The organism is uncultured Tateyamaria sp. (assembly GCF_947503045.1).
Lineage (GTDB): Bacteria > Pseudomonadota > Alphaproteobacteria > Rhodobacterales > Rhodobacteraceae > Tateyamaria.
Window position 1 is genome coordinate 388,002 of record NZ_CANNCF010000002.1, and the last position, 14,695, is coordinate 402,696.

General features: G+C 60.2%; 16 protein-coding genes. 3 read left to right on the plus strand and 13 right to left on the minus strand.

Going from position 1 to position 14,695, the window contains the following annotated elements; translation table 11 throughout:
- Positions 1-10 precede the first annotated feature (10 nt).
- The 3 genes from dacB to Q1A89_RS10350 are packed head-to-tail and all read right to left on the minus strand — an operon-like array spanning position 11 to position 2,693.
- Complete coding sequence (gene dacB, locus Q1A89_RS10340; RefSeq protein WP_299727266.1) at positions 11-1,504, minus strand: D-alanyl-D-alanine carboxypeptidase/D-alanyl-D-alanine-endopeptidase; 1,494 nt, start codon at positions 1,502-1,504, stop codon at positions 11-13.
- 53 nt (positions 1,505-1,557) lie between these two features.
- Entirely contained in the window at positions 1,558-2,166 is a 609-nt protein-coding gene (locus Q1A89_RS10345) for a nicotinate-nucleotide adenylyltransferase (protein ID WP_299727269.1), read from the minus strand.
- 56 nt (positions 2,167-2,222) lie between these two features.
- Positions 2,223-2,693, minus strand: coding sequence for an MOSC domain-containing protein (locus Q1A89_RS10350; RefSeq protein WP_299727272.1), 471 nt, complete (start codon positions 2,691-2,693; stop codon positions 2,223-2,225).
- 96 nt (positions 2,694-2,789) lie between these two features.
- Between Q1A89_RS10350 and ettA the strand changes: the two genes are divergently transcribed.
- The gene (gene ettA / locus Q1A89_RS10355) at positions 2,790-4,445 is read left to right on the plus strand and encodes an energy-dependent translational throttle protein EttA (protein ID WP_299727275.1); all 1,656 of its coding nucleotides are present in this window, start codon (positions 2,790-2,792) and stop codon (positions 4,443-4,445) included.
- A 258-nt stretch (positions 4,446-4,703) separates the two neighbouring features.
- Here ettA and Q1A89_RS10360 read toward each other — a convergent pair whose 3' ends face one another.
- Positions 4,704-5,297, minus strand: coding sequence for a Fic family protein (locus Q1A89_RS10360; RefSeq protein WP_299727278.1), 594 nt, complete (start codon positions 5,295-5,297; stop codon positions 4,704-4,706).
- A 696-nt stretch (positions 5,298-5,993) separates the two neighbouring features.
- Here Q1A89_RS10360 and Q1A89_RS10365 point away from each other — a divergent pair.
- The gene (locus Q1A89_RS10365) at positions 5,994-6,362 is read left to right on the plus strand and encodes a DUF4157 domain-containing protein (RefSeq protein ID WP_299727281.1); all 369 of its coding nucleotides are present in this window, start codon (positions 5,994-5,996) and stop codon (positions 6,360-6,362) included.
- 137 nt (positions 6,363-6,499) lie between these two features.
- On the opposite strand, the gene Q1A89_RS10370 is transcribed toward Q1A89_RS10365, so the two are convergent.
- The 9 genes from Q1A89_RS10370 to Q1A89_RS10410 form a co-directional block, all read right to left on the minus strand.
- Positions 6,500-6,763 carry a hypothetical protein gene (locus Q1A89_RS10370; RefSeq protein ID WP_299727284.1) on the minus strand — a complete coding sequence of 88 codons (264 nt, stop codon included), beginning with the start codon at positions 6,761-6,763 and terminating at the stop codon, positions 6,500-6,502.
- Positions 6,764-6,881: 118 nt separating this feature from the next.
- Positions 6,882-7,871 carry an ABC transporter substrate-binding protein gene (locus Q1A89_RS10375; RefSeq protein ID WP_299727287.1) on the minus strand — a complete coding sequence of 330 codons (990 nt, stop codon included), beginning with the start codon at positions 7,869-7,871 and terminating at the stop codon, positions 6,882-6,884.
- A gap of 40 nt (positions 7,872-7,911) precedes the next feature.
- Positions 7,912-8,757 (minus strand): ABC transporter permease, encoded by an 846-nt coding sequence (locus Q1A89_RS10380; protein WP_299729113.1) that lies wholly within the window; start codon positions 8,755-8,757, stop codon positions 7,912-7,914.
- Positions 8,757-9,617 carry an ABC transporter permease gene (locus Q1A89_RS10385; RefSeq protein WP_299727290.1) on the minus strand — a complete coding sequence of 287 codons (861 nt, stop codon included), beginning with the start codon at positions 9,615-9,617 and terminating at the stop codon, positions 8,757-8,759. The genes Q1A89_RS10380 and Q1A89_RS10385 overlap by 1 nt, the downstream gene beginning before the upstream one ends.
- On the minus strand, positions 9,610-9,870 hold the full coding sequence (locus tag Q1A89_RS10390) for a hypothetical protein (protein WP_299727293.1): 261 nt from the start codon (positions 9,868-9,870) through the stop codon (positions 9,610-9,612). Before Q1A89_RS10390 ends, Q1A89_RS10385 begins: the two co-directional genes overlap by 8 nt.
- Positions 9,857-10,633 carry an ABC transporter ATP-binding protein gene (locus Q1A89_RS10395; protein WP_299727297.1) on the minus strand — a complete coding sequence of 259 codons (777 nt, stop codon included), beginning with the start codon at positions 10,631-10,633 and terminating at the stop codon, positions 9,857-9,859. The genes Q1A89_RS10390 and Q1A89_RS10395 overlap by 14 nt, the downstream gene beginning before the upstream one ends.
- Positions 10,634-10,700: 67 nt before the next feature.
- Positions 10,701-12,161, minus strand: a complete 1,461-nt coding sequence (hydA, locus tag Q1A89_RS10400; RefSeq protein WP_299727300.1) for a dihydropyrimidinase — start codon at positions 12,159-12,161, stop codon at positions 10,701-10,703.
- A gap of 83 nt (positions 12,162-12,244) precedes the next feature.
- Positions 12,245-12,568, minus strand: coding sequence for a hypothetical protein (locus Q1A89_RS10405; protein WP_299727302.1), 324 nt, complete (start codon positions 12,566-12,568; stop codon positions 12,245-12,247).
- A gap of 64 nt (positions 12,569-12,632) precedes the next feature.
- Positions 12,633-13,883 (minus strand): Zn-dependent hydrolase, encoded by a 1,251-nt coding sequence (locus tag Q1A89_RS10410; RefSeq protein ID WP_299727304.1) that lies wholly within the window; start codon positions 13,881-13,883, stop codon positions 12,633-12,635.
- Between the two features lie 158 nt (positions 13,884-14,041).
- On the opposite strand from Q1A89_RS10410, the gene Q1A89_RS10415 reads away from it, so the two are divergent.
- Positions 14,042-14,653: a TetR family transcriptional regulator C-terminal domain-containing protein gene (locus Q1A89_RS10415; RefSeq protein WP_299727305.1), complete on the plus strand. Its 612-nt coding sequence runs from the start codon at positions 14,042-14,044 to the stop codon at positions 14,651-14,653.
- The last annotated feature ends 42 nt before the right edge of the window (positions 14,654-14,695 follow it).

Consider the following 14,695-nt stretch of genomic DNA (forward strand, 5'->3'; position numbering starts at 1 on the left):
TACTTGGGTCTCAGCTTCCGTACACCGTACCCCAACGGTCAATCAGCCGCTGCTGCATGACCTTGGCCCGTCCATTCCAGCTGCGAGCGCCCTGCGGGGCCTCGCGGTTGGCTTTGGAAATCCGCGACCGCGTCGCCTCGTCGGCGGCAAAGATGGCAAATGCCATAACCCGCCCGTCCCGCGCGGTCATATAGCCCGCAAGGCCCGACACAAAGTTCAGCGTGCCCGTCTTGGCATCCACCGTGATCGGGTGGTTCTTGAGGATACGCCGCTTTTCATCGCGCATGGCCACAGGTTTCAGGATCGGGCGCAGCACCGCACTGTCATGGGCACGCACCAGCGCCTGCACCATGTCATCCGCCGTCATCTTGCTTTTGCCGCCAAGGCCCGAGTGATCGACCAGCCGCATCCCCGTGGTGCCCAGCGTCGCCTTGGCCCAGCGGTTCATCTCGGCGGCCGAGGCGCGCAGGTTCGCAGGCACCTTGCCCGTGCGTTTGGCGGTGGCCGACATCCCCACCATCTCGGCGGTGACATTGGTGGAAAAGCGCAGCATGTCGCGCAGGATCGTGCGCAGATCGTCACTTTGATGACTGGCCAGCACGGTGCCACCCGGCGCGCGATCCACAACCTTGGGGTTTTTCAAAACGATGCCGTGCGAGCGGGCCAGTGTCTGAAACACGTCACCGGCATAAAGGGCAGGCTTGCGTACCGGCAACCAGCGCGCCCCGCCATTGCCCAGCGCGCTTTTGGCGACCGTCCAATTGTCGCTGCGCCCGCCATCGGCATAGGTATAGACCGGCACACGGCGGTCCACGATCTGCATCTTGGCGACATAGACATCCGGGCGATACCTATCCGACCGCGCATCCATCGTCACACCATAGGCGCCGCCGGACCGTTTCCATTCGAAATGCACACGGTTGTAATTCAGGGCCACGCCGCTGACTGCGGGGGAATAGCCGACATGATCTGGCTGTTCGGTGTCGATGGTCTTTACATAAGGCAGCGCGCCTTCGGCGACTTTGAAGCTCCCGCGCACTTCGCGGATGCCCTTGGCCTTGAGGGCGGCGGCAAGGGCAGCCAGTCCGTTCGTATCGAGCGTCGGATCACCTCCGCCCACAAGGATCAAATCGCCCGTGACCACGCCGCCCGACACCGACCCCGTCGCCACCAGCCGCGTGGTAAAGCGGTGCCCGGGCCCCAGAATGTTCAGCGCATAAAGGGCCGTGACCGCCTTGGCCACACTTGCAGGCGGCGTGCCGGTCTTGGCATTGCCCCCTTCAAGGCGCGCGCCCGTGCGCGCATCGGCAACCGCGTAACAGACCTGTCCCCCAAGCTTGGCGGCCGCGACAATGGCCTCCGCCCCCGGCACCGCTTTCTTGGCATGCTCCGCGCCGCGCAACACGGGGCGCAGCGAGGCCGCAGGAGGCGCGGACAGGGCGGCCGTGGCCGCTCCGCTGGCGAGGAAACTCAGGAATACCCGTCTGGAAATCGTGCTGAACATAGGGGCATGTAACCCCAGCCGCGCGGGGCAAACAAGCACTCAAGCGATCACGTTTAATCAACCGCGCCCCAGCCGCCCGCCGCACGTATGGCGCTTGAGGATTGGCCCGACATCGCGACGTTGACAAAGCACCACGCAGGCGCATCCGCACGGGCCAGCATGTGGCTCGCTCGGCCCGCAATGCGGTAGTGTCGATAAAGCCGCGCGGCCACGCTCATCCGCGCTGCAATGCGGTCTCCCGGGCGGGCCAGCACGCCGACGGGCGCGTGCTCCATGATCCATTCCCAGTCCTGCCACAGGTGCAGCTGCGCAAGGTTATCCGCCCCCATCAACCAGACAAAGCGCACGCCGGGATAGCGGTCCATAAGGGCGGCAAGGGTTTGTGCGGTGTAACGCGTGCCGAGGCGGGCCTCGATATCAGTGACCGTCACACGCGGGTCCTGCATGACGGCGCGGGCGCGTTCCATCCGCTGCTCCAACGGGGCCGGGCCACGGGTTTTGAGCGGATTGCCAGGACTGACCAGCCACCACACACGGGACAGCCCAAACCGCTTCATCGCCTCGCGCGTGATATGCACATGCCCCTCATGGGCCGGATCAAAGGACCCGCCCAGCAGGCCGATGGTCTGTCCCGGACGGGCAAGGGGAAAGGAATGGCGCATCGCTGCCCTGTCGTCAAAACCGCAAGGCCGGACACGACCGCAGATGGGCGCGATTGTCAATCAACCGGACGCACCGCATCACCAAGGGCGACCTGACCGGGCTGCACCACCTCGGCACACCACCCGCCGTGCCCACGTACGGCAGAATAGCCCCCATGCCCAAACGTCTCCTCCATCCGCGAACAGGGGGCACAGATGACACTCAGACGCAGAACGGCACTGCCCAACGCCACCTCGCGCCCCTTTAACGCCGCAAGGTTCAGCCCCGCCACCACCAGATTGCGACGCAACTGCGCAGGCAGCACCGGTTCGCGACCCAGATAGGCGCCAATGGCAGCCAGATGCTCGGCCTGCACCAACGTCACCGCACGCTTGCCGGGTCGGGCATGATCGCCCTCAAGGCCCTCGAACGTCACCGCCACCCGCTCCACCGGTATGACGTCCACACGGCGCGCGCCACGCACACCGATCCACGTCACACGCCCCGCCTGCGCAGACCGGGCCATCATCACATGCAGATCACTCATCCCATCCCCCCATTGGGCCGCACCGCCATTGCACCCCGCCCTGCGCGCCTGTATCTGACGGTCAAAACCAGTCCTGACAGCCCAAAGGAGCGTGCCATGGCCGCCTATCAATACGTCTACCACATGTCCGGCGTTTCCAAGACCTATCCGGGTGGCAAGAAATGCTTTGAAAACATCCACCTCAACTTCCTGCCCGGGGTCAAGATCGGGGTCGTGGGGGTCAACGGCGCGGGTAAATCCACGCTGATGAAAATCATGGCTGGCCTCGACAAGGATTTCACGGGCGAGGCCTGGGTCGCCGAAGGGGCCAAGGTCGGCTACCTGCCGCAGGAACCCAAACTCGACCCGGACCTCAGCGTGCGCGACAACGTCATGCTGGGCGTGGCCAAGAAAAAGGCGGTGCTGGACCGCTACAACGAGTTGGCGATGAACTACTCGGACGAAACGGCGGACGAGATGGCGCAACTGCAAGACCAGATCGATGCGGAAAACCTCTGGGATCTGGACAGCCAAATCGACGTGAGCATGGAGGCGCTGCGCTGCCCTCCGGACGATGCGGACGTCACCACCCTCTCCGGCGGTGAGGCGCGGCGGGTCGCCCTGTGCAAACTGCTGCTCGAAGCGCCCGAAATGCTGCTGCTGGACGAACCAACCAACCACCTGGACGCGGAAACCATCGCGTGGCTGCAACAGCACCTGATCGACTACAAGGGCACGATCCTGATCGTCACCCACGACCGCTATTTCCTCGACTCGATCACAGGCTGGATCCTCGAACTGGATCGCGGCAAAGGCGTGCCATGGGAAGGCAACTACTCAAGCTGGGTCGAACAAAAGGCCAAACGCCTCGCGCAGGAAGCACGCGAAGACAAATCCCGCCAGAAAACACTGGAACGCGAACTTCAGTGGATGCGGCAGGGGGCCAAGGCGCGTCAGGCCAAATCCAAGGCGCGGATCAACAAATACAACGACATGCTCGAAACCTCCGAGCGCGAAAAACTGGCCTATGCCCAGATCGTCATCCCCAACGGCCAGCGCCTTGGCGGCAAGGTGATCGACATCAACGGCCTGACCAAGGGCATGGGTGACAAGCTGTTGATGGAGAACCTCGAATTCTCGATTCCCCCCGGCGCCATCGTCGGCGTGATCGGCCCCAACGGCGCGGGCAAATCGACCCTGTTCAAGATGATCACCGGTCAGGAAACCCCGGATGCGGGCACGATCGAGGTCGGCGACACGGTGCAGATGTCCTATGTCGACCAGTCCCGCGACGACCTGAACCCCGACCACAATGTGTGGGAGGCGATCTCGGGCGGCGCCGAACTGATCCAGCTTGGCGATGCCGAGGTCAACTCGCGCGCCTACTGCTCGTCCTTCAACTTCAAGGGCGGCGATCAGCAGAAGAAAGTCGGCCTGCTGTCGGGGGGCGAGCGCAACCGCGTCCACATGGCACGGCTCTTGAAATCAGGCGGCAACGTGCTGCTGCTGGACGAACCGACCAACGACCTCGACGTCGAAACCCTGCGCGCTTTGGAAGACGCGCTTGTCGATTTCGGCGGCTGCGCCGTGGTGATCTCGCACGACCGGTTTTTCCTGGACCGCATCTGCACGCACATTCTGGCGTTCGAAGGGGATGCGCATGTGGAGTGGTTCGAGGGGAACTTTGAGGACTACGAGGAAGATAAGAAGCGTCGGTTGGGGCCAGATGCCCTTGAACCCAAACGACTAAAACACAAGAAGTTCGCTCGTTGAGTTTTACTGCGTAAAACTCAACGGGTGCGAGGCAGGGTAGGCGCAAGCCTGCCCGTTCGCACTCAGATGAGAATGGGGCGCTTGGGTTGCAGGCGGATTTCTTGTGTTTACGTTTGAGTTCAAGGCGTGCGTGGAAGAGTGTTTGCAAAGCAAACGCGCGTAGCGGTACCCGGTGCAATTTCGATATTTGCGCTGGAGCCTAAGCGCTCCAATCGTAAAAAGTTCATGAGCTTACTGGTAGTTAACCTACTCTAAAGCTTAGTCGTTTCGTAGTTGTGCTCTTACCAAATCTGCCAAATAGTTCTCCATTTGAGTGAAATCTAAATGGCCAGCATCCCAAGCCGTATCAGCTGCCACGAGTGCGGTTTCGTACCCGGTGCGGTTCTCTCTTATTCGTTCAGGAACAATTTTGTCGCCTCGCAGAAGGGCTCCTGATCGAACACAGAGTAAGAAGTAGCAAATCGCACGTGCAGTACGTCCATTGCCTTCTATGAACGGGTGGATCCAATTCATACGCCACAAACCATATGCTGCTAGTTCGGTTGGGCTCCAGATGTACCAATTCTCTTGGACAGTTGAGATGAACCTATCCATCCAGTTGTCCACATCTTTAAAGTGTGGTGGCAAATGCCCGCCCACGTAGATTGGCTCTTTTCGAAACCGCCCTCCGAATTGAGAAATATTCGCAACGGCAACATGATTGAGCGCCCAAAGGAGATACTTGTCAAAGGAAACCGGCCCTTTGACTAGGCCGATCTCAATGCAGTTTGTCAAAAGTTCATATTGACGGTTTAGGTTTTGTTCCTGAACACGATCAAACAGCTCTTGGTCTTCCTGTTCTAGAACAAACATGCTTATCAGCCGACCGAAGCTCGCAAGCGAACATGTGCCACAGAAGCTGCAGCCGACTCCTTGGATATACGAGAGCCTTTCGGAGCATTCCCGTACACAAAGCTCGCTCGTTGTGCCCTAAGTTCATCGTCAGATAGCTCGTGCTGACGTGAGTCCTCATACAGCGCATCCAGTTCAGGCCGTGCTGGAGCTCTTTTTAGTGCTGATTTTCTTTCCGCCATGAGTTTCTCCATTTGTTCTCTTATTGTTCTTGCTCTCTAGGTACTGTAAATATGTATCAACAGTCCACCTAATACTATACCTGTCTTGCAACACTTGTTTAAAAATCGCCCACGACCGCGGGTCAGAGGCCGTCTCGCAAACTTTCCAGTGGATAGTTTGAGGCCCCAGAGGGTCGCAAGACCCCGGGGGAGACGCAGTCGCCCCCGCCCTGGGGGGCGGTCGGTCCCTCTCGCGCAGTCTTACAGACTACGCTGCCGGGTACGCGCTCATTGCATGAGCGCTGAGGCGGCGAAAACGCGGGGCGTTTCCACGCTAAAATGTGCCAAACCTTGCGCCGGATAGCCTTCCACAAAGAGCTGCCCGCTCACCACCAGCCACCCCCAAACCCCCTACCGGTTTACCCTACTTCCCGCAGTGCCTCCGGCCGTGCTATACTGTCTCGTATTGAATACATCCCCATTGGAGATCACCCGCATGCCCAACGAAAAAGTCAAGAAAATCGCCGAAAAGCTCAAAGGCAAGAAGGCTAAGGTCAAAGCGCTCAAGACAGAGCCCGAAGGCACCAAGGCCGCCAAGATCCCTGCCGATGTTGTCGAAACGCTCGAAGAAGTGTTTGGCGGCGATTTCAAGAAGGTGCGGGCGCATACGGGTGGCAATGCGGCCGACATGTGCAAGGAACTGGGCGCCAAGGCCTTTGCCCAGGGTCCCAACATCTACTTTGCCAAACCCGGTGATGCCAAGAACAAGGATCTGCTCGCCCACGAGCTGACCCATGTCATCCAGCAGGCCGGGGGCAAGAAGCTGCCCAAGGAACAAAAGGGCAAGGCTCTGGTCTCGAAATAGGTTGCAAAACGGGTGTCTGGAGGCGGGGAGGTCCTAACGGATGGTTAATCCGCCTCTGTAACCCATTGATTTTTCATGTCCGGAGTCCTGTCCCAGCATGGGACATCAAAAACGGGCATGTCCGGAATCTGCCCGGATCACAGCAGCACCCACCACACCAGAAACGGCGGCACGGCGCAGCCAAAGGCGATCATGAACAGCTTGGCGCCGTGGCTGACCTTGCCAAACCAGCCATCCCCCAGCGCGCCCTCTCCATAGGACATCGCGCCGCCCATCACCACGTATCCCTGCCGCTCGACCCCGCGTTTTGACGCGTTGATCGACGCCATCGCCGCCTGATAGACCGCGTCCTGACGGGCCTGTTCCTCAAGGTCTGGTTGCAAATTTTCCATCCGTGTCATGTGGCGCACTCCCTTATCCGGTAAAGAGGTGGCGCGCGCGTTTCGGATTTCCAGTGTTTTGTCGCAAAAAAGGGCCAACCGCGTGGCTGGCCCCCTGATTTGACGCTGGATCAAGTTCTCAGTTCAAAGCCTTGTCCGTGATCGCGTGGGTCCAAGCCCCTTCGGGCGCTTTCGAGATCACCGGGTCAGACCCGCCCGACAACAGCGAGGCCACCGTGCGTTCATAATCTGCCGGGTCCAGCGCGCCGTTGCTGCCTGCCGTCAGCTTGGCCACTTCGCCCATCATCCGTTTCTGGTGCTTTTCGGTCTGCGCACCCGAAGCATCATTGTCCAGAACGATCTCTGCCGCCTCATCCGGGTTGGCCTCGGCATATTTCCAGCCCTTCATCGAGGCGCGCACGAAGCGGACCATCTTGTCCTCGAATTCCGGATCGGCGAGGTTTTCCTCAAGGGCATAGAGGCCGTCTTCAAGCGTGGCGACACCCTGATCTTCGTATTTGAACACCTGCAGTTCTTCGGGCGTCAGCCCTGCATCGATGATCTGCCAATACTCATTGTAGGTCATGGTCGACACGCACGCCGCCTGCCCCTGCAGGATCGGATCGACGTTAAAGCCCTGTTTGAGGACGGTCACACCGCCGTCAGAGCCATCCGTCGCCATGCCAAGCTGGCTCATCCACGACAGGAACGGGAATTCGTTGCCAAAGAACCAGACGCCCAGCGTCTTGCCCGCAAAGTCATCGGTACTGCTCACACCCGCATCCTTGCGGCAGGTCAGCATCATGCCCGACGATTTGAAAGGTTGTGCGATGTTGACCATCGGCAGACCCTTTTCACGCGCAGCCAAAGCCGCTGGCATCCACTCGACGGTGACATCCGCACCGCCCCCGGCCAGCACTTGGGTCGGGGCAATGTCAGGCCCGCCGGGCTTGATCGTGACGTTCAGGTCTTCTTCCTCGTAGAAGCCCTTGTCGAGGGCGACATAGTAGCCTGCAAACTGCGCCTGGGTGACCCATTTGAGTTGCAGGGTCACATCGTCGGCCGCTTGCGCTGCAAAGGCGCTCAGACCGAGGGCCGCGCTGGCGGCAAAACTGGTGATCATTTTCATTTTGTACTCTCCTTGTTGATTTGGGTGATAGTCCGGACCTTCATGACCGGGTCCGTTGGGATGGATGCCAGAATGTCACGAGCCGCTCGACAAGCGCAACGGCCCCATAAGCGGTCGAGCCGACAATGGCTGCAACCACAATCTCGGCCCATACGAGGTCAAGCGCAAGCTGCCCTACCGAGGTCGAGATGCGAAACCCCATCCCGCGGATGGGGGAGCCGAAAAACTCGGCAACAATTGCGCCAATCAGCGCCAGCGTCGTCGCGATCTTGAGCCCGTTGAAGATAAACGGCATTGCCATGGGCAAGCGCAGCTTGAGCAACGTCGTCATCGGGCTGGCCGCATAGGTCTGCATCAGGTCGCGCTGCATCTGATCGCTCGCTTGCAGGCCCTGCACCGTGTTCACGAGCATCGGAAAGAACACCATGACGACCACGACGGCCGCCTTGGAGTGCCAGTCAAAGCCGAACCACATCACAAGGATCGGCGCCATGCCAACAATTGGCAGGGCCGCGACGAAATTGCCAACGGGCAGCAGGCCCCGGCGCAGGAATGCAAAGCGGTCGATCAGGATCGCCGTGAGGAACGCCGCACCACAGCCCATGACATAGCCGCTGAGCGCGCCCTTGATCACGGTCTGGACGAAATCTTCCCACAATATCCCTGTCGAGGCAGCGAACCGGGCCGCGATGGCCGAGGGCGCAGGCAGCAGAACGGCAGAGATATCAAGGCCCCGCACAACCCCTTCCCAGATCGCGATCAGCGTGACGCCAAACACGATGGGCATCAAAAGCCGGACAAGGCCCGTGACCGGGCGACGCGACAGCCAGACGTTCACCGCCCAGCCAGCGGCCCATGCAGCAAGAGCAAAGACAAGCCAGCCCATCATGCCATCCCCATTCGGGCGAGCATCACGCGCTCGATAAGGGCGATGATGGCAACAAGTAACGCGGCAAGAGCGGCCGCCATGATCAGCGCCGACCAGATTTGAATGGTTTGTCCATAGTAACTGCCCGCCAGCAGGCGCGCGCCCAGACCGGCCACCGCCCCTGTCGGCAACTCACCCACGATGGCGCCCACAAGGCTTGCCGCCACCCCGACCTTGAGCGAGGCAAACAGATACGGCATCGACGCAGGCAGACGCAGTCGCCAAAACGTCTGGGACGCGCTCGCATTCCAGGTGCGCATCTGATCCAGCTGCATGACCTCGGGGCTGCGCAACCCTTTCACCATGCCCACGACCACGGGAAAGAACGACAGGTACATCGAAATCATCGCCTTGGGCAGCAGCCCAGAAATGCCGACCGCGTTCAGCACCACGATGATCATCGGCGCAAGGGCGAGGATGGGAATGGTCTGGCTGGTGATAACCCACGGCATGACCGAGCGATCCATAACTGTATTGTAGACAATCCCGACCGCCAGCAGGATGCCCAGCCCCGTGCCCAGTACAAACCCCAGCAGCGTCGCACTCAGCGTGACCCAGGAATGCCAAATCAGCGACCGCTTTGAGGTGATCTTTTTCTCGACCGTGGTTTCCCAGATTTCGACCGCAACCTGATGTGGGGCGGGTAACTTGGGCTTGTCCTGCGCCCATGTGTCCGCAACCAGCTCTGATGCGCTCAACTCGACACCAGAGCGCGTGGCCTTGTCATAGGCCCAGGGCGCATTCAGCCATATGGCCGCCACGTACCAGATCGCAAAGATCGCAGCGACAACGGTCAAAACTGGCACAAAGCTACGCATGGAAGGCACCACTCTGCGCTTCATTGTTCCGCAAATATGCAAAAGCCTGCGCGATCGGCACACACAGTTTTTTGCATATTTTAAGAACAATGAAAGGAATAGGTGATGATTTGGAGCCACGGTACAGGCAGGCATGCCGATGACCGTGAACGATGAAGGGGGTGGCCGCGCCTTCAAACAAAAGGCGGCTCGGCATCAGCGTGTGGCCAATGGCCATGCGTTGTGCCGGTAACACGCGATCACACATCAGCATGCCCCGCGCGCAACCCGTCGCGCACCCGGTGCGCCACCTCCAGAAACTCCGGACTCTCACGGATATCCAGTGGCCGTTCTTTCGGCAGCGGGCTGTCGATCACATCCGTTATCCGCCCCGGACGCGGCGACATCACCACGATCTTGGTGCTCAGATACACCGCCTCGGGGATCGAGTGGGTGACAAAAGCAATGGTCTTTTCCGTGCGCGCCCACAGTTTGAGCAATTGCTCGTTCAAATGATCCCGCACGATCTCGTCCAGCGCACCAAAAGGTTCATCCATCAGCAGAATATCCGCATCAAAGGCCAATGCCCGCGCAATCGAGGCGCGCTGCTGCATGCCGCCGGACAACTGCCAGGGAAACTTCTTCTCAAAGCCCGCCAATTCAACCAGTTCCAACACCCGCGCGACCCGAGCCTCTTGGTCAGCCTTCGAATAACCCATGATTTCAAGCGGCAGCGAGATATTGCGCCCGATCGTACGCCACGGATAAAGCCCTGCCGCTTGAAACACATAGCCATAGGCCCGCGCGCGGCGCGCTTCCTCGGGACTGACGCCGTTTACCGTGATCGATCCACCCGTCGGCTGTTCAAGGTCCGCCATCACCCGCAAAAAGGTGGTCTTGCCACAACCTGACGGGCCGATAAAGGAAACGAAATCCCCCTTTTCGATGTCCAGCGACACACCTTTGAGCGCATGCACTGGCCCGTCATTGGTCTGAAATGTCAGGTCGAGGTTTTGGGCCGAAATTACTGTTGTCATGCTGCCAACTGCCACATTCTATTTTGTCGAATGGTCAACAAAGGCAATACGAAACATGCAAGCAGCATCAAATCCCCGCCGGAATGTTCAGCGGATCGCGCTGGATCATTTTCGGTGCGGTCAGCGCCTTCCATTTGCTCAACGCCTGCGACGCACTGGCAAAGGCCGGGCGTGGCACGAACTTGCCCCGACCGGGTGAAGGCTGCGAGTTTTGCCCCCAGGCCCAGATCACCTCACCGCGGCTCAGCGTATAGCGGCTTTGTGCTTTTACTTCGAACCCTTCGAACACGTTGTAGTCCAGCACCGAATGGTGGTTTGCGGGTGAGATTGTCTTGGTGATCTTGGGATCCCACACCACGATATCCGCATCTGCCCCTTCAACGATGGCACCCTTCTTGGGATAAATGTTCAGGATCTTGGCGACGTTGGACGAGGTGCAGGCGACAAATTCGTTCGGCGTCAGGCGGCCCGTCTCGACCCCTTCGGTCCAAAGAACGGCCAGACGCTCTTCGAGCCCGTTCGACCCGTTCGGGATGATGCGGAAATCATCACGACCCGCCCGCTTCTGCTCGGTGTTAAAGGCGGCATGGTCCGTCGCCACCACCTGAAGCGAGCCCGCCTGAAGGCCGGCCCAAAGCGAATCCTGATGGTCCTTAGAACGGAACGGCGGCGACATCACCCGCCGCGCGGCATGGTCCCAATCGGTGTTGAAATACTCGCGCTCATCCAGCGTCAGGAACTGGATCAACGGCTCGCCGTAGACGCGCATCCCCTTCTGGCGGGCCCGACGGATCGCCTCATGGGCCTGCTCGCAGGACACGTGCACGATATACAGGGGCACACCGGCGGCGTCCGCAATGGTGATGGCGCGGTTGGCCGCCTCGCCCTCAACCTCGGGGGGCCGGGAATAGGCATGACCCTCGGGGCCGGTGATGCCCTCGTTGAAAAACTTCTCCTGCAGGGCGGCGACCAGATCGCCATTCTCGGCATGGACCATCGGCAGCGCGCCCAGCTCGGCGCAGCGCTGGAACGAGGCGAACATCTCGTCATCCTCGACCATCAGCGCGCCTTTGTAGGCCATGAAATGCTTGAACGAATTGACGCCCATCTCGACGGCGTCCTTCATCTCGTCAAAGACGTTCTCGTTCCAGCCGGTGATCGCCATGTGATAGCCGACATCGGAACAGATCTGCGGCGCTGACTTGCGATGCCATTCATTGATCGCATTCTTGATCGATCCATCCTCGCCGGGCAGACAGAAATCGACCACCATCGTGGTGCCGCCCACGGCGGCCGCCCAAGTTCCGGATTCGAACGTCTCGGCCGCAGTGGTGCCCATGAACGGCATCTCAAGGTGCGTGTGCGGATCAATCCCGCCGGGGATGACATAAGCGCCCTCGGCATCGATATATTCGTCGCCCGACAGGTCCTCGCCGATGGCCTTGATCACTTCGCCCTCGATCAGCACATCGGCCTTCCAGGTCCGGTCCGCCGTGCAGACCATCCCGCCCTTGATCACCTTGGTCATGTCATCTCTCCCAACTGCGTCCTACATTCTCTGTTTTCAAAAAATCCCGGGGGAGGCGCGCAGCGCCGGGGGCAGAGCCCCCGTCACACACTTGCAAAACACCCCAACGCCGATCCATGCACCCCGATGTCCAGCGGACCAAAGTCACTCTCGACACATAGTGAAAAGTACCCTGCCAGCGGCAGATAGACCACCCGATAGGACCCGTCCGTGCGCGTGACGCTCCAACAGCGCTGCGTGATGCCGCCGGAAAAATTCACCGTCGTCTCGAAGGGCGGGACAAGCGAGGTCTGGAACGCGACCAGAGTGTTGCACTCGGTCTGCGTGCCAATCGGGGCCTCGACAATTTCCTCGCCGATCATCGCCTCGATGCGCTCCGCCACGCTCAGATCGGGGTCCAGCATCATGGCCTCCGCGCCCCGGACTGCGACACGCAGTCCGTCCCGTTTTCCGCATCGGAAAACGCGCCGCTCACCCGACGATCTCCGCTGTTTGAACCACCGCGTGCATCAACACATCCGTCCCAGCCATCGCCCAGTCCTTTGATATCTCCTCGGCTTCGTTGTGGCTGAGGCCATCGACACAAGGGCACATCACCATCGCCGTTGGCGCCACCCGGTTGATCCAGCACGCATCATGCCCCGCACCGGAAATCAGGTTCATGTGGCTATACCCCAGACGCTCTGCCGCAGACCGCACCGCCGAAACACAGCCCTCGTCAAAGGCCACGGGATCAAAGCCACCGACCTTCTCAAAGGAAATCTCAAGACCCATATCGTCTGCGATCTTCTGACCCTCCGCGCGCAGGCGCGCCTCCATATCCTCGATCACGCTCAACTCGGGCGAGCGGAAATCGACAGTGAACACCACCTTGCCCGGGATCACGTTGCGCGAGTTGGGATAGACGTCGATATGCCCAGCCGCGCCAACCGCATGGGGGGCATGGGACCAAGCAATTTCGTCCACTTTCTCAAGCACGCGCGCCATGCCCAGCCCTGCATTTTTGCGCATCGGCATCGGGGTCGACCCGGTGTGGCTGTCCTTGCCGACAATCGTCACCTGCGTCCACGACAGGCCCTGCCCATGCGTGACCACGCCGATATCCTTGCCTTCTGCCTCCAGAATGGGGCCCTGTTCGATGTGCAGTTCAAAGAACGCGTGCATCTTGCGCGTGCCCACCTCTTCGTCCCCACGCCAGCCAATGCGGGTCAGCTCTTCGCCGAATTTTTTGCCGTCAGCATCCACGCGGTCATAGGCCCAGTCCTGCGTGTGGATGCCCGCAAACACACCCGAGGACAGCATCGCCGGGGCATAGCGTGTGCCTTCCTCATTGGTGAAATTGGTGACCACGATCGGGTGCTTGGTCTTCACATCCAGATCATTGAGGGTGCGGATGATCTCGAGCCCGCCGAGCACACCCAGTACGCCATCATATTTGCCGCCCGTCGGTTGGGTGTCGAGGTGAGACCCCACATAGACCGGCAGCGCATCCGGGTCCGTGCCCGGACGATGCGCAAACATATTGCCCATCTGATCGAGCCCCATGGAACAACCCGCCGCCTCGCACCACGACTGGAACAACGCGCGACCCTCGCCGTCTTCATCCGTCAGGGTCTGGCGGTTGTTGCCACCCGCCACGCCGGGGCCGATCTTGGCCATTTCCATCAGGCTGTCCCACAGCCGATCGCCATTGATGCGCAGGTTTTCGCCCGGTGCTGCCATGTCATCCCCCGTGTTGTCCGCATACGGACACTTTTTGACCAATTGGTAAAGACACGATTGCCAAGGTGCGCTTTTCTGTCAAGAACTGCTTTGAACAGAATTGCCCAATCGCCCCGCATCTGCCTAGACTTGCAGCACGAACAAGCAAAGGAGCCGACGTGCCCGACGGCGCCAACAAGAAAACGAGCCGCATACAACAGCGCAACCGCCATCTGATCCTGGATGCCGCACTCGATGTGTTTTCGGCACATGGCTATCGCGGCGCCACGCTCGATCAAATCGCCGAAGCGGCGGGCCTGTCCAAGCCCAACATCCTCTACTACTTCTCTGGCAAGGAAGAGATCCACGTCACACTGCTGAACCGGCTGATGGAAACCTGGCTCGACCCGCTGGTCGAGATGGACGAAACCGGCGATCCGATGACCGAACTCATGGGCTATGTGCACCGCAAGCTCGATATGGCCCGCGACCTGCCGCGCGAAAGCCGCCTGTTTGCTGGCGAAATCCTGCAAGGCGCGCCGCGCATGCACCCGCATCTGGTGGCCGACCTCAAACCGCTCTTTGACCAGAAATGCGCGGTCATTCAGGGCTGGGTGGACGCGGGCAAGCTCGCCCCCGTTGATCCGCGCCACCTCATCTTTTCGATCTGGTCCACCACTCAGCACTATGCCGATTTTGACGTGCAGGTGCAGGTTTTGTCGGACAACGACCCGATGGAGGGCGCGCGCCGCTATCTGGATCGGCTGTTCCGACAGGTCCTGAGCCCGTGAGGGCCAAACCGCTCTGATTTACGGCGCCAACCGCGCTGTCCA